At 68.1% G+C, this 18,826-nt stretch carries 15 protein-coding genes; 13 read left to right on the top strand and 2 right to left on the bottom strand.

The window, feature by feature from the left end:
- The first annotated feature begins 96 nt into the window (after window positions 1-96).
- The 6 genes from mobA to AC5P9P_RS17835 all read left to right on the top strand — a co-directional run bounded on the left by mobA (window position 97) and on the right by AC5P9P_RS17835 (window position 3,958).
- Window positions 97-639 carry a molybdenum cofactor guanylyltransferase gene (gene mobA, locus AC5P9P_RS17860; protein ID WP_049403407.1) on the top strand — a complete coding sequence of 181 codons (543 nt, stop codon included), beginning with the start codon at window positions 97-99 and terminating at the stop codon, window positions 637-639.
- Window positions 636-1,001: a hypothetical protein gene (locus tag AC5P9P_RS17855; protein ID WP_049403406.1), complete on the top strand. Its 366-nt coding sequence runs from the start codon at window positions 636-638 to the stop codon at window positions 999-1,001. Before mobA ends, AC5P9P_RS17855 begins: the two co-directional genes overlap by 4 nt.
- A gap of 68 nt (window positions 1,002-1,069) precedes the next feature.
- Entirely contained in the window at window positions 1,070-1,846 is a 777-nt protein-coding gene (locus tag AC5P9P_RS17850; RefSeq protein WP_049403405.1) for a helix-turn-helix domain-containing protein, read from the top strand.
- A gap of 23 nt (window positions 1,847-1,869) precedes the next feature.
- Window positions 1,870-2,613, top strand: coding sequence for a molybdate ABC transporter substrate-binding protein (modA, locus tag AC5P9P_RS17845; protein ID WP_049403404.1), 744 nt, complete (start codon window positions 1,870-1,872; stop codon window positions 2,611-2,613).
- A gap of 3 nt (window positions 2,614-2,616) precedes the next feature.
- Window positions 2,617-3,300: a molybdate ABC transporter permease subunit gene (gene modB / locus AC5P9P_RS17840; RefSeq protein ID WP_005409908.1), complete on the top strand. Its 684-nt coding sequence runs from the start codon at window positions 2,617-2,619 to the stop codon at window positions 3,298-3,300.
- Entirely contained in the window at window positions 3,290-3,958 is a 669-nt protein-coding gene (locus AC5P9P_RS17835; RefSeq protein ID WP_049403403.1) for a sulfate/molybdate ABC transporter ATP-binding protein, read from the top strand. The genes modB and AC5P9P_RS17835 overlap by 11 nt, the downstream gene beginning before the upstream one ends.
- Window positions 3,959-4,255: 297 nt before the next feature.
- Here AC5P9P_RS17835 and AC5P9P_RS17830 read toward each other — a convergent pair whose 3' ends face one another.
- Window positions 4,256-5,785, bottom strand: coding sequence for a diflavin oxidoreductase (locus AC5P9P_RS17830; RefSeq protein ID WP_049403402.1), 1,530 nt, complete (start codon window positions 5,783-5,785; stop codon window positions 4,256-4,258).
- On the bottom strand, window positions 5,782-6,210 hold the full coding sequence (locus tag AC5P9P_RS17825; protein WP_049403401.1) for a PAS domain-containing protein: 429 nt from the start codon (window positions 6,208-6,210) through the stop codon (window positions 5,782-5,784). Before AC5P9P_RS17825 ends, AC5P9P_RS17830 begins: the two co-directional genes overlap by 4 nt.
- Before the next feature lie 441 nt (window positions 6,211-6,651).
- On the opposite strand from AC5P9P_RS17825, the gene glgA reads away from it, so the two are divergent.
- The 7 genes from glgA to glgX are packed head-to-tail and all read left to right on the top strand — an operon-like array spanning window position 6,652 to window position 18,784.
- Window positions 6,652-8,178, top strand: coding sequence for a glycogen synthase GlgA (gene glgA, locus AC5P9P_RS17820; RefSeq protein WP_080356455.1), 1,527 nt, complete (start codon window positions 6,652-6,654; stop codon window positions 8,176-8,178).
- Complete coding sequence (locus AC5P9P_RS17815; RefSeq protein WP_049403400.1) at window positions 8,175-10,412, top strand: 1,4-alpha-glucan branching enzyme; 2,238 nt, start codon at window positions 8,175-8,177, stop codon at window positions 10,410-10,412. Before glgA ends, AC5P9P_RS17815 begins: the two co-directional genes overlap by 4 nt.
- Window positions 10,409-12,127 (top strand): malto-oligosyltrehalose trehalohydrolase, encoded by a 1,719-nt coding sequence (treZ, locus tag AC5P9P_RS17810; RefSeq protein WP_049403399.1) that lies wholly within the window; start codon window positions 10,409-10,411, stop codon window positions 12,125-12,127. The genes AC5P9P_RS17815 and treZ overlap by 4 nt, the downstream gene beginning before the upstream one ends.
- Window positions 12,124-13,968, top strand: a complete 1,845-nt coding sequence (locus AC5P9P_RS17805; protein WP_049432843.1) for a 4-alpha-glucanotransferase — start codon at window positions 12,124-12,126, stop codon at window positions 13,966-13,968. Before treZ ends, AC5P9P_RS17805 begins: the two co-directional genes overlap by 4 nt.
- Window positions 13,965-16,538: a malto-oligosyltrehalose synthase gene (treY, locus tag AC5P9P_RS17800; RefSeq protein WP_049403397.1), complete on the top strand. Its 2,574-nt coding sequence runs from the start codon at window positions 13,965-13,967 to the stop codon at window positions 16,536-16,538. The genes AC5P9P_RS17805 and treY overlap by 4 nt, the downstream gene beginning before the upstream one ends.
- Window positions 16,507-16,677 (top strand): DUF2934 domain-containing protein, encoded by a 171-nt coding sequence (locus tag AC5P9P_RS17795; protein WP_005413658.1) that lies wholly within the window; start codon window positions 16,507-16,509, stop codon window positions 16,675-16,677. Before treY ends, AC5P9P_RS17795 begins: the two co-directional genes overlap by 32 nt.
- Window positions 16,664-18,784, top strand: coding sequence for a glycogen debranching protein GlgX (gene glgX, locus AC5P9P_RS17790; protein WP_495232988.1), 2,121 nt, complete (start codon window positions 16,664-16,666; stop codon window positions 18,782-18,784). The genes AC5P9P_RS17795 and glgX overlap by 14 nt, the downstream gene beginning before the upstream one ends.
- The last annotated feature ends 42 nt before the right edge of the window (window positions 18,785-18,826 follow it).

Raw genomic sequence — 18,826 nt, 5'->3', positions numbered from 1 at the left:
TCAGGGCGCGGGATTCAGTAGATCCACGCCATGCGTGGAAGAGGCCTTTCCCGCGCATCCGGCCGGCGCAGCCACGCATGGCGTGGCTCTACTGCGATGACCATCAACGGCATCGTGTTGGCCGGTGGCCTGTCCGCCCGCATGGGCCGCGACAAGGCACTGCTGCCCTGGCAGGGCCGTACATTGCTGGAACACATGCGGGGGCTGTTGCTGCAGGCGGGCGCCGGGCGGGTGTGGGTGAGCGGTGACTACCCGGCGTTTGGTGGCATCCCGGACCGGGTCGCACGCTGCGGCCCACTGGGCGGCCTCTACAGTGTGGCGATGCAGATGCCCGATGGCCCCGCCTGGGTGGTGCCGGTCGATACGCCGCGGGTGACACCCGCGCTGTTGCAGCGCCTGCAGGCCGATCAAGCGCGCGCCTGCACGGTATTCGACGATGAACCGTTGCCGATGCGGTTGCAGATCGATGATCATTGCCGCCGCGTGCTGCAGGCCTTGATCGATGACCCGACGGCGCGCCGTTCACTGCGCGCCCTGCAGGAACGCCTGGGCGTGACACGGTTGCCACTGGCGCCGGAGGATCAGGCGTTGCTGCTCAACTGCAATACCCCGTCGGAATGGGAGTCCATCACAGCATGAAGGTCCAGCTGCAACAGCAATCGATGCGCCTGCGCGTGGATGAAGAAGAACTGGCACGATTGCTGGCCGGTGAATCGGTTGAGAACCTGACGCGCTTTGGTGGCAGCGGTGGCTGGGGCGTGGCGCTGTCGCTGCATGCCGGCGACCAGGCCGTGCTGCTCGATGGTGGGGCATTCTGCCGGTTGGTACTGCCGCGCCAGGCCGTTGAGTCGCTGGCGGGTCGGCTGCCCTGCCGCGATGGGCTGGGCTTTGGTATCGCGTTGGATGACGACAGCATGCTTCAGCTGCAGTTCGATGTGGACGTGCGCGACAGCGTACGCCAGCGTGGCCCGCAACGACGTGCTGAACCTGCGCCGGAGTAGGCGCAGGTTGCGCAGGGCCGGGTGGCGCGCTGTCGTATGATGGGGGCCTTCGTTCCTGCGTTGCTGCAATGCCCCTGGACCCCTCCGCTCCCTCTGCGTCCCGACCGGCCACGCCCAATCCGGCAGCGGCCGATGACGGAGACGCGCTGCACTTCTGCAGTACCTGTGCGTTCTCCGACGCCTGCATGTCGCAGGGTTACGACAAGGCCGCGTTGGGTGAACTGCATGTGCTGGTCGATCACGTCGGCCCGTTCCAGGCCGGCGACTATCTTTTCCGTGCGGGCGATCCGTTCGACTCGATCGCAGCGGTCCGCGCGGGCATGGTCAAGACCTTTGTCGATGACAGCCAGGGCAACGAGCAGGTGCTGGGTTTCAGCCTGCCGGGCGAGGTGATCGGGCTCAATGCCATCCATGGTGCGCGCTTTCCCTGCAACGCCGTGGCGCTGGACACCGTCTACCTGTGCCGGATCTCGTTCCCGCGACTGAGCCTGCTGGCCACCCGCATGCCGGGGTTGCAGGCGCGGCTGTTCAGCCTGCTCAGTGCCGAGATCGGCAAGGTGGCCACGCTGGCTGCCAACCATCGCACCGAGGAGCGCATGGCGGCGTTCCTGCTGGATCTTTCCGAGCGCTATGCCCGGCGCGGATTCTCCGCCACCCGTTTCAACCTGAGCATGGCCCGTACCGAGATTGCCAACTACCTGCGGATGGCGCCGGAGACAGTGAGCCGGGTACTGCGCCGCTTGAGCGACGAGGGTGTGATTGCGGTGAACCAACGTGAGATGCTGTTGCTGCAACCCGAACGGCTGGCGGCGTTGGCCGTGGCTCGGGAATCCGGACTGGACTGATCAGGCAAGCGAGGGGCCGACCCATGATGCGAGCGGGGCTGTTGGTGCTGGGAATAGTGGCTGCAGTACCGGCCTGGTCGGCCGACTTGACGGTGTCGGCGGCGTCGAGCCTGACCGAGAGCTTCCGCGAACTGGGCACCGCCTACGAGAAGGCACACCCGGGAACCAAGGTGGATTTCAACTTCGCCGCGTCCGGCGTGCTGCTGCAGCAGATCAGCCGCGGTGCGCCGGTGGATGTGTTCGCGTCGGCCGATGAAGCCACGATGGACCAGGCCCAGCAGCAGGGCCTGCTGGCGGCCGGTACCCGCGAGGTGTTCGCGGTGAACGCGCTGTGGGTGGTGGTACCGCCGCAGGCCAAGGCTGCACCGCGTACCTTGAAGGACCTGGCCGGTGCCGGCGTGCAACGCATCGCACTGGGCAACCCGGACAGCGTACCGGTTGGCCGCTATGCCAAGGGCGCGCTGGAAGCAGCGGGCCTTTGGCCGTCGGTGCAGGGCAAGACCATCACCACGCAGAACGTGCGCCAGTCGCTGGATTACGTGGCGCGCGGTGAAGTGGACGCCGGCTTCGTCTATGCCACCGACGCACGGGCGATGCCCGACCGGGTGCGCCGTGCCTTCGCGGTTCCGGTGGCGGGGCGCATTGCCTATCCGCTGGCGGTGACCAGGGCCAGCGCGCAGTCGGCCGAAGCCAGGCGCTTCACCGCCTTCGTGCGTTCGGCGCAGGGCCAGGCGATCCTGGCCAAGCACGGGTTCGGCAAGCCCTGACGCATGGATCTGGACTGGAGCGCACTGGGGTTGTCGCTGAAGGTGGCCGGCTGGGCCACCGCGATCAATCTGGTGCTGGGCGTGGCACTGGGCGCGCTGCTGGCGCGGCGGCGCTTTCCCGGCCGCGAGCTGCTGGATTCGCTGCTGACCCTGCCGATGGTGCTGCCACCGACGGTGCTGGGCTATTACCTGCTGGTGCTGATCGGCCGCAACGGCCCGATCGGCGCGTGGCTGCAGTCGTGGTTCGGCATCAACCTGGTGTTCACCTGGCAGGCCGCGGTGATCGCCGCGGCGGTGGCTTCGCTGCCGCTGGTGTTCAAGCCGGCACGCGCGGCGTTCGAAGAAGTGGACGGGCAGCTGGAACAGGCTGCACGCACGCTGGGTGTGTCCGAAGCAGCGGTGTTCTTCCGCGTCACACTGCCGCTGGCATGGCGTGGCATCCTGGCCGGCCTGTTGCTGGCGTTTGCGCGCGCGATGGGTGAATTCGGCGCGACGCTGATGGTGGCCGGCAGCATTCCGGGCCGGACGCAGACGCTGTCGATCGCCATCTACGAGGCGGTGCAGGCCGGTCAGGATGGCAAGGCCAATGCGCTGGTGATCCTGACTTCGGTGGTGTGCATCGTGATCCTGTTGCTGGCAGCGCGGCTGGTGGGCGGGCGTCGCCGGGAGCTGCGCGATGTGGCTTGACCTGCAGGTGCAGCGCCGCCTGCAGGCGGCCGGCCAGGATTTCGTGTTGGACGTATCGCTGCAGTGCACGCAGCGGCAGGTGGTACTGTTCGGGCCTTCAGGCGCCGGCAAGAGCCTGACCCTGAAGGCGGTGGCCGGTCTGCTGCGGCCGGACCAGGGCCATGTGCGCGTGCAGGGGCGGACCCTGTTCGACGCGGCCACCGCTGTGGATCTGCCGCCGCAGCGCCGCCGGCTGGGCTACGTGTTCCAGGATTACGCGTTGTTCCCGCACCTGAGCGTGCGCCAGAACGTGGCGTTCGGGCTGCAGAAGGGATGGCTGAATCCGCGGGTCGGCCAGCGTTTCGATGCGGTGGAGCAGTGGCTGCACGCATTCCGCATCGACACGGTGGGCGATCTGCTGCCCTCGCAGGTCTCCGGTGGCCAGCGCCAGCGCACTGCATTGGCGCGCGCCCTGGTGACGCAGCCGCAGGCGCTGCTGCTGGATGAGCCGTTCTCCGCACTGGACCATGACCTGCGCCAGCATTTGCGCCAGGAGCTGGAGACGGTGCTGGACCGGACCGGCATCCCGCTGCTGTTGATCAGCCACGATCCACAGGACGTGGCCATGTTCGGTCAGCAGGTGGCGCGCATGGTGGATGGTCGCATTGTCGGCGGTTGACCCGTGATGGACGCACCGGCGATGGTTGGTCACATCTGATGGTAGTGCCGGCCGCTGGCCGGCAACCTCGGTATCCTGAGCAGCCGGCCAGCGGCCGGCTCTACCGTGATGCACGGGCGATGGTTGGCTACATATTCTGGTAATGCCGGTCAGCGGCCGGCTCTACCGTGATGCACAGGCGATGATTGGCTACATGTTCTGGTAGTGCCGGCCGCTGGCCGGGAACCAAGGGATACTGGGCAGCCGGCCAGCGGCCGGCTCTACCGGTCCAGGATTCGTGCGGTCCAATGGGAGGGATCAATACAACTCACAGTGCGTGCGGCCTTCACTGCGCAGCGCATCCCAGCGCCCTTCGCCACCAATGGCATCGATGGCCTCGCGCACCGCGCCTTCCAGATGGCGCTTGTTGCCGCACAGGTAAAGATGCCCGCCGCGGGCCAGCACGTCGCGCACTTCGCTGGCGCGCTGCTGCAGCACATGCTGCACATAGATCTTTTCAGCGCCATCGCGCGAGAACGCGGTATGCAGGCCGGCCAGCACGCCTCGCGTGTGCCAGTCCTGCAGCTGGTCGCGGTACAGGTAGTCGTGCTGGCGGTGCTTCTCGCCAAACACCAGGTGCACCTCGCGTTCGCAGCCGTTGGCCTGCAGTTCCTGCATCAGGCCCATCAACGGTGCGATGCCGGTGCCGGTGCCGACCAGCAGCAGCGGTGCCTGGCCGGTATCGGGCAGGTGGAAGCCGGGGTTGGAACGGCAGTACACCCGGGCGTGGTCGCCGCCATGCAGCAGGCTGCCGGTGGCAGTGCCGAAGCGCTCGCGGCCGCGCAGGGTGTAGCGCACTTCGCGCACGCACAGGCTCAGCTGGTCGTTGAACGGGTGCGAGGCGATCGAATAGGCACGCGGCAGCCGCGGTGACAGCAGTTCGCGCAGCCTGGCCAGCGGCACGCTGTGCGGGGTGGCGTGGTCCTGCAGCACGTCCAGCAGGTCCAGGCCGTGCAGGTAGGCGTCCAGCTCGCGCTTCTGGCTGACCTTCAACAGGCCCTTCAGTACCTCGCTGCCGCCGAGCCTGGCCAGTTCGCGCAGTACGCCCTTGCTCAGCAGGCGCAGCTCGCGGTCGTGCAGGGCGGCCACGGCGGCGGTGTCGCCATACCAGGCAGCCAATGCCTGCAGCAGGGCGGGATCGTTCTCGGGCACCACGTGCAGGGTGTCACCTGCGCGGTAGGCCATGCCACTGCCGGCAATGTCCAGCTGCAGGTGCCAGGCAGCGGGGTCGCTGCTGTTCAAGCGGCGACGTTCGAGAATGGGGGCGGCAAACGCATTGTCTTCGCCATAGGCGGTGACCTGCAGGCGCAGGTCCTGGCCAGCGTTGAGGTCGCCCTCCAGCACCTGGCCGAGCACCGGCCGCCATTGCTGGAAGAACTGCTCGTAGCCCAGGTCGGCGTCCACCCGATGCAGCAGCGGCTGCGCCTGGCGCTCGCTCAGTGCAGCATCCAGCGCCTTGGTGAAGCCGCAGAAGCTCGGGTAGCCGGTGTCACCGAGGCCGAACACTGCATAGCGCAGCCCAGCCAGCGTCGGGGTCTGGCGCAGTGTTTCGAAGAACTGTTCGCCATTGGCCGGCGGTTCGCCATCGCCGAACGAGCTGGAGATCGCCAGCAGCACGTCGCCGTGACCGAGACTGGCCACCTCGATGTCGTTGAACGGGAGCACCTGCGGCGCGTGCGGCTGCAGGTCCGCGCCCAGGCGCTGGGCCAGGGCGCGGGCATTGCCCGACTCGGACGCGAAACCCACCAGCAGACGGCTGAAGGGCGCACTGGTCGGGAGAGCGTTCACGCGGCCTCGTAGAAGTCGTCGAACTTTTCCTTGCTGAACTCGACCAGGTCGTAGTTCTGCATCAGGTCGTTCACCACGCGGCGGATGCTGATGTAGGAGGTGATGTTGCCGTCGGCGTCGAACAGCGGTTGCACGGTGGTGTCGACCACGTAGAGCACGCCGCCCTTGCCGAGGTTGGGCACGATGCCGGTCCAGGTCTTGCCGGCCTTGATGGTGTCCCACATGTCCTTGTAGACCGCCTTGGGCACATCCGGGTGGCGCACGATGCTGTGCGGCTGGCCGATCAGTTCCTCGCGGGCGAAGCCGGTGAGCGTGCAGAACAGGTCGTTGGCATAGGTGATGTTGCCCTGCAGGTCGGTGGTGGAGATCACCATGACGTTCTGCATGGCGTTCAGCAGCTGGGTGTTGTCGGGGGTGTAGCTCATCGCAGGGTCCTTGTGGATGCCGGTAACGCCGGCGTGTTCGGGTCCTGCGTAGAGATACGCCCGCACGGGAGCGGGCGGTTTGACATTGGTCAAGCGCGTAGCGCGAAGGCCTGCGACCGGGTGTCGCAGGGTGAGTCTCTTTGGAGATCAACCCAGCCCGGCTCAGGCGGCAAGCAGGATTCCCAGCAGCCGGGCGTGGGCTCGGCCCCATGGCAGGAGACACGTGCGGGAGGCGGGCGCCTGTCATGTGTACTGAGCTCATGACGCCTTGTCACAAAGAAATCGCCATGGCTTCACGGTTGATTGATCGCATGCAGGGCTATTGTCGTCCTGAGCCTCTCGCTGGCGTCCCCCACGTCCTGCGTCGACTTCCTTCCCAGCATCAGCGCCCGTCCGGGCGCCGCTGGCGTCTGTCTGCCTGAAGCATCCGAGATCATCCCCATGGCCCGCGCCGCCCAGTCCGCTTCACCCGTTGCGATCTCTCCGGTCACGCCCGTGCCGATCGGCACCCGCCGTGGCCACTCGCAACCACTGCAGCTGCCGGAACTGGTACAGCGTGTGTTGTTCGTCGCGACCGAGATGGCCGACTTCATCAAGGCCGGAGGCCTGGGCGACGTGGCCGCAGCCCTGCCGCGTGCGGTGCGCGGCGCCTGTGATTCGCGCGTGCTGCTGCCCGGCTACCCGGAAGTACTGCAGCGCCTGCCACAGCTGCGGCGGGTGGGACAGGTCAACGCGAGAGCGGGCCTGCCTGCGTGCGGGATCGGCATGGCAGTGCAGGCCGACGGCCTACCGATCTACGTGCTGCTCTCGCCAGAGCTGTACGAGCGCGAAGGTTCGCCTTACGTCGATGGGCAGGGCCAGGAGTGGAAGGACAATGCGGTTCGCTTCGCCACGCTCTCACACGCGGCGGCGGAGATTGCGGCCGGGCGTGCCGGGCTGGACTGGTCGCCGCAGCTGCTGCACCTGAATGATTGGCCGGTGGCCATGGCGGCCGCCTACGTGCGTTGGGACCGGACCACCGTGCCGACCCTGCTGACCATCCACAACCTGGCTTACCAGGGGTTGTTTCCGTACGCGCTTGCACCGGTGCTGGGCGTACCGGCCGAACACCTGGATGAACTGCACTTCCACGGGCAGATGTCGTTCCTGCAGGGCGGGATCACCAACGCCACGCGCCTGAACACGGTCAGCCTGCGCTACGCGCAGCAGATCACCGCCCCGGATGACGGCTGCGGGCTGCATGATCTGTTGGCGCGTCGCGCGGCCGGCGGACACCTGAGTGGCATCGTCAACGGCATCGACGCCAGCTGGGACCCGCGCCGCGATATCCATCTCAAGGCCCACTTCGGCATTGGTGAGTGGACCGGGCGCGCCACCAATGCGCATGCGGTGCGCAAGGCGTTCGGCCTGGCGCCGTCGACCGGCCCGCTGTTCGCGGTGGTCTCCCGCCTGGTGCACCAGAAAGGCCTGGACATCACCTGCGACGTGGCGCCACAGATCGTGGCGGCCGGCGGCCAGTTGTGCATCATCGGTGGCGGCGAGCCGCAGGTGGAAGCGCAGGTGCAGGCGCTGGCCCGGCGCTACCCCGGACGGGTGGGCGCATTCATCGGTTTCGAAGAGGCGCTGGCCCGCCAGATGTTTGCCGGCGCCGACTTCCTGCTGATGCCCTCACGCTTCGAACCCTGCGGGCTGAGCCAGATGTACGCGCAGCGCTTCGGCTGCCTGCCCATCGCGCACGCGACCGGCGGGCTGGTCGATACCGTCGAGGATGGCGTGACCGGATTCCTGTTCCACGGCGCGAATGCCGATGGCCTGCGCCGCTGCGTGGAACGGGCGATGCGCACCTTCCGCCTGCCCGGCCTGCTGCAGGCCATGCGCCGCGCGGCCATGCTGCGGCCGGGCGGTTGGGATGCGGCGGGGCGCGCATATCTGGCCCTGTACCAGCAGACCTGCCAGGTGGCCGCATGAGTCACGACAGCCTGCAGCCGATCGCCCTCGAGGACGAGCCCTTGGCGACTGCCGGACGGGAGGAGGGCGTGGTGGCCCCGGCCCTGGACGACCTGGTTCATGCACGGCCGGCCGATGCGTTTGCCTGGCTCGGGCCGCACCAACAGCCCGATGGCCAGCGCCAGCTGCGCGTTCTGGTGCCCCACGCGCGTCGCGTGGAGGTGATTGCGGGCCCGGAGCGGCGCTGGGATCTGCAACCGGGCCCCTTGCCCGGCCTGTTCGAAGGTGCAGCAGGTGACGCGCCCGTGCCGTTGCTCGCCCTGCATTTCGAGCAGGGTGTGGAGCAGGTGCACGATGCCTATTCCTTCGGTCCGCTGCTGGATGAGGCGCTGCTGCAGCATTTCCATGCCGGTGACGCTGATGCAGCGCGGCAGCTGGGCGCAGTAGCGATGCAGGTACAGGGTATCGACGGCGTGCGCTTCGCGGTGTGGGCCCCCAACGCACGAAGGGTTGCCGTGGTCGGCGATTTCAACGGGTGGGATGGTCGGCGCCATCCGATGCGGCTGCGCCACACCGCTGGCGTGTGGGAGCTGTTCCTGCCTGACGTGCAGGCCGGTGCCCGTTACAAGTTCCGCATTGTCGGCGCCGACGGTCGGGTGATGCCCGACAAGTTCGATCCGATGGCGCGCTGGGCCGAGCTGCCACCGGCCACCGCCTCGCGGGTGCCTTCGGCCGCGCCGATGCAGTGGCACGATGATGCATGGTTGGCGGCGCGGCGGCAGGCCGGAACCTGCACGCCGCTGTCCATCTACGAAGTGCATGCGGGCTCCTGGCAGCGCAGCGACGATGGTTCGCCGCTGGACTGGGATGCCTTGGCCGACCGGTTGATTCCGTACGTGGCAGGACTTGGTTTCACCCACATCGAGCTGCTGCCGGTCAGCGAGCATCCCTTTGGCGGTTCCTGGGGCTATCAGCCACTGGGGATCTACGCGCCAACGGCGCGCCATGGCACGCCACAGGCCTTCGCACGCTTCGTGGACCGCTGTCATCAGGCCGGCGTAGGGGTGATCGTGGACTGGGTGAGCGCGCACTTCCCGAACGATGCGCATGGCCTGGCCGGGTTCGATGGCACCGCGCTGTACGAGCATGCCGACCCGCGCGAAGGGGTGCACGCCGACTGGGACACGCTGATCTACAACTATGGCCGCAACGAAGTGGCCGCCTACCTGATCGGCAGTGCATTGGAGTGGGTGGAGCGGTTCCACATCGATGGTCTGCGCGTGGATGCCGTGGCGTCGATGCTGTACCGGGATTACAGCCGTGCCGAGGGCCAGTGGATACCCAACGAGCAGGGCGGGCGCGAGAACCTGCAGGCGGTCGCTTTTCTACGGCGGATGAACCAGACGCTGAGGGAGCGCTTCCCGGACGTGCTGGTGATCGCCGAGGAATCCACCGCATGGCCAGGGGTGACCGCGCCGGTGGAGCAGGGCGGGCTTGGTTTCACCCACAAATGGAACATGGGCTGGATGCACGACACCCTGCAGTACCTCGGGCGCGATCCGGTTCATCGCCAGCATCACCATAGTGAGATCAGCTTCGGCCTGGTCTACGCCTTCTCCGAACGGTTTGTGCTTCCGCTTTCGCATGACGAGGTGGTGCACGGCAAGGGAGCGCTGCTGGCCAAGATGGCGGGCGAGCCGGCGCAGCGGCTGGCCCAGCTCCGCGCGTACTACGGTTTCATGTGGGCGCACCCGGGCAGCAAACTGCTGTTCATGGGCGGCGAGTTCGGTCAGGGACAGGAGTGGTCGCACGATGCGGCACTGGACTGGGCACGGGCGGCAAGCAACGAGGGCCAGGGCATGTCGCGCCTGGTGGGCGACCTCAATGCCGTGCTGCGCGCCGAACCTGCGTTGCATCGCGACGAACGCGACGAACGCGGTTTCGACTGGAGCGTGGCCGACGACAGCCGCAACAGCGTCTACGCCTTCATCCGCCGGGATCCGGCCGGTAGCGGCCGCACCCTTCTGGTGGTGAGCAACTTCACTCCGGTACGTCGCGACGGTTACCGGGTCGGCGTGCCGCAATCGGGGTGTTGGACCGAACGGCTCAACACCGACAGCGGTTACTACGGTGGCGGCAATGCGGGAAACCTCGGCGCAGTGCATACCGAGCCGAGGCCGATGCATGGTCACGCGCAGTCGCTGCGGCTGACCCTGCCGCCGCTGTCCACGCTGTATCTGCAGGTTGATGCATGACCACAGTGGCGCCGCGCCTGGGCGCTTGGCCGGTGGCCGGTGAAGGTGTCGAGTTCCGCGTGTGGGCACCGGACGCAGGCACCGTGGCGCTGTGCCTGCAGGGCGTGCTGCGGCCGATGCACCGCGACCCGGACGGCTGCCACTGGCTGCGGACGCAGGCGTCGCATGGTGACCGCTACCGGTTCCGCCTGCCGTCCGGCCAGGACGTGCCCGACCCCGCCTCGCGCTGGCAACCGGACGGCGTCGATGGTGACAGCGCGGTGGTGCTTGGCACGGATGGAGCACAGCCCACCTGGCAGGGGCATGCCTGGCAGGACCTGGTGATCTATGAAGTGCACATCGAGGCCGGCGGCGGGTTCGCGGCGTTGACCGCGCAGCTGCCGATGCTGGCGGCCCTGGGCATCACCGCCATTGAACTGATGCCGGTCGCGCAGTTTCCCGGTGGCCGCAACTGGGGCTACGACGGCGTGTTCCCGTATGCACCCGCGCAGGCCTATGGCGGTCCGTCCGCGCTGAAGGCCTTTGTCGACGCGGCGCACGATGCAGGGCTCTCGGTGCTGCTGGATGTGGTCTACAACCACTTCGGGCCGCAGGGGAACCGTCTGCGCGACTATGCACGGGGGTTCTTCCGTGACGATCGCACCACCCCTTGGGGCGAGGCCATCGACTTCCGCCAGCCATGGGTGCGGCGCTTCTTCGTCGACAATGCGTTGATGTGGTTGCGCGATTACGGCTTCGACGGCCTGCGCCTGGATGCTGTGCACGCCATTGACGATGACCGGTTCCTGCAGCAGCTGGCCGATGAGGTACGCGCTGCGGTGCCGCAGGCGCACCTGGTGCTGGAGAACGAACGCAACCAGGCGCGGTGGCTGCGCGGCGCCTATCAGGGGCAGTGGAACGACGACTTCCACAACGCGCTGCATGTGATGCTGACCGGCGAGCAGGAAGGCTATTACGCGGCCTATGCCGGTCGCGCCGAAGCACTCCTGGCGCGGTGCCTGGCCGAAGGATTCGCCTGGCAGGGCGAGCCGGACCTGCACGGCCATCCCCGTGGCGAGCCCAGCGTCGACCTGTCGCCTGCGCGTTTTGTGGTATTCGCGCAGAACCACGACCAGGTGGGCAACCGCGCCTTCGGCGAGCGCCTGTCGATGCTGACCGATCCTGCGCCGCTGCGCGCGGCGCTGGCCCTGACCCTGCTGACGCCGATGATCCCGCTGCTGTTCATGGGCGAACCGTGGCAGGCGCAATCGCCATTCCTGTTCTTCACCGACTACGCGCCACCGCTGGACGAAGCCGTGCGCGAGGGACGTCGCCGTGAATTCGCGGGTTTCAGCGCCTTTGCCGATGTCGCCTCGCGCGCGTGCATTCCGGACCCGAACGATCCGGCGACCCTGCAGGCCTCGTACACACTGCCACCCGGCGATGATCCCTGGTCGCAGCACTGGCTGCGCTGCACGGGTGAGTTCCTCGGCCTGCGCAGGCGCTATCTGCAGCCTGGCCTGCTGCAGGCGCGGTCGCTGGGCGCGCGCGTGCTGGGCCATGGCGCGGTGCAGGCGGGCTGGCAGTTGCCATCGGGCCAGTGGTGGATCGCGATCAACGTGGGTCCGTCGCCGGTGGCCCACGCGATGCCGGCCGGCGAGTGCGTCGTGGGGCCGGATGCGGCCGCGATGCTGCCGGCAGGCGGCGGTGCGCTTGCGCGCTGGATCGCCGCATGAATACGGATGCGGCGGTGCGGGAGGCGGCTCGCCGTGCGGGCCTGCTGGTCCGCTGGACCGACGTGGCCGGAGCAGAGCGCGAGGTTGCGCCCGACGTGCTGCGCGCCGTGCTGTCGGAGTTCGCGTGCGACGGTGTGCCGGTGGTCCACCCGTTGCTCACCGCCTGCTGTGGTCAGCTCCTGGCCATGCCTGAGGCAACGGGCGCGGCGTGCTGGGTGGACGAGCAGGGCACAGCGTTGCCTGCACGTGCGGATGCGCAAGGGCGCTGGCGGGTTCCGGATCAGCCAGGCTATTGGCAGTGGCGCCAGGGCGGGCAGCAACAGGCGGTTGCGGTGGCACCGCAGCGTGCCTGGTGGCCGCAGGGCCTGCTGCGCGGTTGGGGTCTGTCGGCGCAGGTGTACAGCCTGCGCGCGCCCGATGATGCCGGCATCGGTGACAGCGCCGGCTGTGCGCGGTGGCGCGAGCTGCTGCACCGTCACGGCGGCGATGCACTGGCGTTGAGTCCGCTGCACGCCGGCCTGCCACCGGGTCCGGGCTACAGTCCTTACTCACCCAGCGACCGGCGCTGGCTTGACCCGCTGCAGGTGTCGCTGCCGCAGGTTCTGCCGGAGGCCGCCAGCAGCGTGTTGCGCGAGGACGAAGCACTGGCGATGGCCGTTGAAGCGGCTACCGCAGCACGCCGCATCGACTGGCCGCACTCGGCGGCAGTGAAGTGGCGCTGGCTGCGCCAAGGGCGCCAATGGCTGCGGCAGCAGGCGCCGGCACAGTACGAACAGTTGCAGACGTGGTGCGATGCGCAGGGCGAACCCCTGCTGCAGTACTGCGAGCACGCCGCCGATCGCTTCACTGGAAGCGCCGACGACCATGCGTTTGCGCAGTGGTTGGCGCGGCAAGGCTGGGCGCAGGTGCAGGCGGGACTGCGTAGCGACGGCGCGTCGATCGGACTGATCGCGGATCTGGCAGTGGGTTGCGCACCGCAGGGCGTCGAGGCCCGGACCGGCGGCGACCGCCTGCTGCAGGGCCTCGAGCTGGGCGCGCCGCCGGATGCGTTCAATCCGCTGGGCCAGGCCTGGGGTATCACCAGCTGGTCACCCTCTGCGTTGCAGCGTGAGGGGTTTGAACCGTTCATCCGCGTGTTGCGCGCCGTGATGGCGGGTCGCGGTGGATTGCGCATCGACCACATCCTGGGCCTGCAGCGGCTGTGGGTGCTGCCTCGTGGCGCAGGCGCCGGGCAGGGGGTGTACCTGCGCTATCCGTTCGATGATCTGATCAACCTGCTGGTGCTGGAATCGTGGCGCCATCGCTGCGTGCTGATCGGTGAGGACCTTGGGGTGGTTCCTCCGGGTATCCGCCAGCGACTGGCAGCCCGTGGCGTGCTGGGGCTTGAGGTGCTGCCGTTCGCCCGCAACGGTGAGCGCTTCCTGCCGGCGCCACGGTGGCGCCGCGATGCGGTGGCCATGCCCTCCACCCATGATCTGCCGCCGCTGGCCGGCTGGCTGCGTGGGCGCGACCTGCGCTGGCGTGCACGCCTAAGTGAGCTGACCGAGCTTCCCGCGGCGCTGCACGCGCGTGCCAGCGAGGTACAGGCGCTGTCCGCAGTCGCCCGGGGCGAGGGCGCGACGCTGGAAGCGCGTGCGCTGTCACTGATGGCGCACGCACCTTCACGGCTGGCGCTGCTCCCGCTGGAAGACGCGCTGGGCAGCCGCGCGCAGGTGAACCTGCCGGGTACCGTCAACGGTCACCCGAACTGGCGCCGACGCTTGCCGCTTGCGTGGGATCCGGACGCGGCCGACGCGCGCATTGCCCGGTTCAGCGCCACGCGACGCAAGGCGGGACGATGACCCGGTTGCGTGCCACCGCACGCCTGCAGCTGCATGCAGGCTTCAACTTCGAGGCCGCTGCGGCGCAGCTGCCGTACTACACCGCGCTGGGCGTCAGCCACCTTTACCTGTCGCCGATCAGCGCTGCGATGCCAGGGTCCATGCATGGCTACGATGGCATCGACCCGGCCCGCATCAATCCGGAACTGGGCGGCGAAGAAGGCTTCCAGCGGCTGGCGACAGCGGCGCGTGCGCATGGCATGGGCCTGATCCTGGACATCGTACCCAACCATCTTGCGGCATCCCCGCAGACGCCCTGGTGGAACGATGTGCTGCTGCACGGGTGCAGAAGTCCCCATGCCGGATGGTTCGACATTGACTGGGAGGCGCCGGGCTGCGAGGGCCGGCTCTGGCTGCCAGTGCTGGACCGGCCACTGCACGACGCCGTGCGCGATGGCGTGTTGCGCGTAGCAGTGGACGATGAGCGGCCGACGCTGCGTCATCACGGGCTGGCATTGCCGTTGTCTCCGCGCAGCCATCCGCTGGCACCCGCGCAGTGGCCGGCATGGGCGGAACGCTGCAACCGCAGCGTGGAACGGTTGCACACGCTGCTGCGGCGTCAGCACTACCGGCTGGCTTGGTGGCGCACGGCGGGCGATCAGGTGAACTACCGGCGCTTCTTCGACATCAACGAACTGGCCGCACTGCGGGTAGAGCGCGACGGTGTGTTCGCGGCGGTGCATGTGCTGCCGTTGCGGCTGGTGCGTGAGGGATGGGTTGACGGCCTGCGCATTGACCATGTGGATGGCCTGTCGTCACCCGGGCCGTACCTGCAACACCTGCGTGCGGCGCTCGACGCGGCCTGCGCGGCAGGCGGTCGCGACCCACAGGCAGTGAGCGTGCATGTGGAGAAGATACTGGCGGAGGACGAACAGCTGCCCGATGGCTGGGCCTGCGACGGCACGACGGGCTATGACTTCATGGACCAGGTTGGCGCGTGGCTGCATGATCCGGCAGCTGCACCCGCGCTCTCCCGCGCCTGGCAAGCGGCGAGTGCCGACGCGCGCAGCTTTGACGACCTGCAGCAGGATGCCCGCGGCATGCTGCTGCGCACGTCGCTTCACACCGACTTCCAGCGACTGCTGCGCAGCGCGCAGCGGGTCCTGCAGCCCCGGCTGGCCGAAGCCGATATCGGAGCCGCTGCGCTGGCCCGTGCATTGGCCGCGCTGCTGCGGCACTACCGTACCTACCGCCCCTATTCGCTGCAGGATGCAGGTGAACGGAAGGCCTTGGTGGACGCTGCCGTGGCAGCACGCGAGGCACTGGACGGTACGGCACACGCGGCACTGGATCTGCTGCTGCGGGCACTTCCCGGCGAGGCGGAGGCCGAGCGCGCGCTGCGGGTGAGATTCGGGCAATTGGCCGCGCCGTTGAATGCCAAGTCGGTGGAGGACACAGGCTTCTATCGTTACTTCAGGCTGCTGTCGCGCAACGAAGTCGGAAGTGATCCGCAGCGGCTGGGCATGGAGGGACGCGAGCTGCTGGAACACGCAGTGGGACGCCTGCAGCGCCATCCGCGGGCATTGCTTGCGCTGGCGACCCACGATCACAAGCGCGGGGCCGACAGCCGGGCGCGGCTGGCGGTTATCAGCACCTGCACGGTCGAGTGGCGGGAGGCTGTGCGGCGCTGGAGCCGGATGTCGACCCGCGCGGGCGCGTCGATGCCGTTGCCGGGTGCCGAGGCCTATGCGCTGTGGCAGGCGCTCGTGGCCGCGTGGCCGATGCACGGTAACCCGGGCGCCGACTTCGCATCGAGGATGGTGCAATGGCTGACCAAGGCGTTGCGCGAGGGCAAACGGGTCAGCAGCTGGTCCGATCCCAACGTGGCGGTGGAGGAGGCCGCCGCGCAGTGGCTGCACGCACTGCTGGATGGAGCGCCATTGCAGCCGGTGCGGGAGGCGCTGGCGACGTTCGTGGCGCGCATTGCGCCGGCCGGCGCCTGCAACGGCCTGGCACAGCTGTGCCTGCAGCACTGCCTGCCCGGCGTGCCCGACCTCTACCAGGGCGGAGAAGGCTGGGACCTGAGCCTGGTGGACCCGGACAACCGTCGTGCCGTGGACTATCCAGTGCGGCAGGCGTGGCTGCGTGATACGCGCGGGTGGCCCGCCCTGCTGGAGGACTGGCGGGACGGTGGCATCAAGGCATTTCTGCTCAGGCGCTTGCTGGAGTGCCGCCGCAGGCACCCGCAGCTGTTCCTGCACGGCCAACTGCAGCCGCTGTCCGCACCGGCCCGTTCGCCCTGGCTGGCATTCGCGCGCAGGCATCAGGCGCAGGTGCTGCTGGTGATCGTGCGGCGTGGTTCGCCCACCGCCGTGCCCGGGCCCAGCCTGCACGCAGCACACGACGTCGGCACTGGCGTGATGCTGCACGGGCTGCCGACAGGTCCCATGCGCAACCTGCTGGACGGGCGCATCGAACATTTCAAGGCAACCGAGGACGCGGCACGGCTTCTGGCTGGCAGCCCGTTGGCGGTATGGATCAACGAGGAGACGGACAGGAATGGACAGCAGGGAACGACGGCAGCGGATTGAGGCACTGGCCCACCAGATATGGGAAGCGGAAGGGCGGCCGGACGACCAGCAGCAGCGGCATTGGCACATGGCCGAGCGCCTGGTGGAAGCCGAGATTGCCGCTGCGCGCGACGAGGAGGGAACCGATGGCCAGCCGTAAGTGGACGCAGACCTCGCGGGTGCGCGAAGGCCGGCCGTTCCCGCTGGGGGCGACCTGGGACGGATTGGGTGTGAACTTCGCGCTGTACTCGCGGCACGCCACCCGGGTGGAACTCTGCCTGTTCGACGCGCGCAACCGTGAAGTCGAGCGTATCGCGCTGCCCGAGTACACCAACGAGATCTGGCACGGCTACCTGCCGGACGTGCGGCCCGGGCAACGTTACGGCTACCGGGTGCACGGCCCGTATGCGCCGGAAGAGGGCCATCGCTTCAATCCCAACAAGCTGCTGCTGGACCCCTACGCCAAGCAGATCGTCGGCGAACTGAAGTGGGCCCCACACCTGTTCGGCTACACCCTGGGTCACCGCGATGGCGATCTCAGTTTCGACCGCCGCGACAGCGCCGGTTACATGCCACGCTGTGCCGTGATCGATCCGGCTTTCAGCTGGGGCGTCGAGCGTGCACCTGCCACGCCCTGGGACCGGACCGTGATCTACGAAGCCCACGTGCGCGGACTGACCATGCAGCATCCCGACGTCCCGCAGGCCGAGCGCGGTACCTTCTCCGCGTTGCGGCACGATGCGGTGGTCGACCACCTCAGCCATCTGGGGGTGACCGCCATCGAGCTGCTGCCGGTGCATGCCTACGTGGATGACCAGCAGCTGCTCGAGCGCGGGCTGCGCAACTACTGGGGATACAACACCATCGGCTTCTTCGCGCCGCAGGCACGCTATCTGTCGCTGGGCACCGTGGCCGAGTTCAAGCAGATGGTCGCGCGCCTGCACAACGCGGGCATCGAGGTCATCCTGGACGTGGTCTACAACCACACGGCCGAAGGCAACGAGCTGGGCCCTACGCTGTCGTTCAAGGGCATCGACAACGCCAGCTACTACCGTTTGGCCGATGATCGCCGCTATTACATCAACGATACGGGTACCGGCAATACGTTCGACCTGACCAATGCCGGTGCGCTGCGCATGGTCATGGACTCCCTGCGCTACTGGGTGACCGAGATGCGGGTGGATGGGTTCCGCTTCGACTTGGCAACCATCCTCGGCCGCGAACGGCATGGCTTCGACGCCTCGGGCAGCTTCCTCGATGCGGTACGCCAGGACCCGATCCTGAGCCAGGTGAAGCTGATTGCCGAGCCATGGGACATCGGCCCGGGCGGCTACCAGCTGGGCCAGTTTCCGCCGGGCTGGGCCGAGTGGAACGACCGCTTCCGCGACACGGTGCGCGCGCTGTGGCGTGGCGATGGCGGGCAGCTGCCAGAGTTTGCCACGCGCTTCACCGGCTCGGCCGACCTGTTCGAACACCACGGCAGGCGACCGTCGGCCAGCATCAATCTGGTGACCGCGCATGATGGATTCACCCTGCACGATCTGGTCAGCTACAACGATCGCCACAACGAGGCCAACGGCGAGGACAACCGTGACGGCCACTCACACAACCTTTCCAGTAACCACGGCGTGGAGGGAGACACCGATGATGCGGCGATCCTTTCGTTGCGTGCGCGGCAGATGCGCAACCTGCTGGCCACGCTGCTGCTGGCGCAGGGGACGCCGATGCTGCTGGCAGGCGATGAGTTCGGCCATTCGCAGCAGGGCAACAACAACGCCTACTGCCAGGACAATCCACTGAGCTGGATCGACTGGGAGCGCGCAGCATTGCCGGCTGCACAGGCGCAGGTGGCGTTCGTGCGGCGGGCGCTGTCGCTGCGCCGGCGCTACGGCCTGCTGCGCCGGAACCGGTTCCTGCGCGGCGAGTACGATGAGGCACTGGGCCTGCGCGATATCGACTGGCGGCATCCCGATGGTCGCGGCATGGAGGAAGCGGACTGGCATGACGCAGGGCTGCGTGCGCTGGCGATCGTGCTGGACGGTCGCAGTCCGGACAGTGGCCTGCGCGAGCCCGGGCGGCATGTCAGCCTGGCCCTGCTGTTGAACGCCGGGGAGCAGCCGCAGCGGTTCTGTGTGTCAGACGACGCCCTGTCGTTCCGGCGCGTGCTCCTGCAGACCGACGAAACGCCGTTGGAGCCGGATGAGGAAGGCGCCTGGACGCTGCCGCCGCGCAGCCTGTGCCTGCTGGCGGCAAGCAGCAGCGCGTGATTGCACTGCTGCGCCACTACGGACTGCCGGGCATTGCCCGGC

The sequence above is a fragment of the Stenotrophomonas sp. YJH_SMC_14-1 genome, assembly GCF_059372275.1.
Note: the sequence above shows the minus strand (reverse complement) of the source record. Positions and strands in the feature narration are given on the sequence as shown.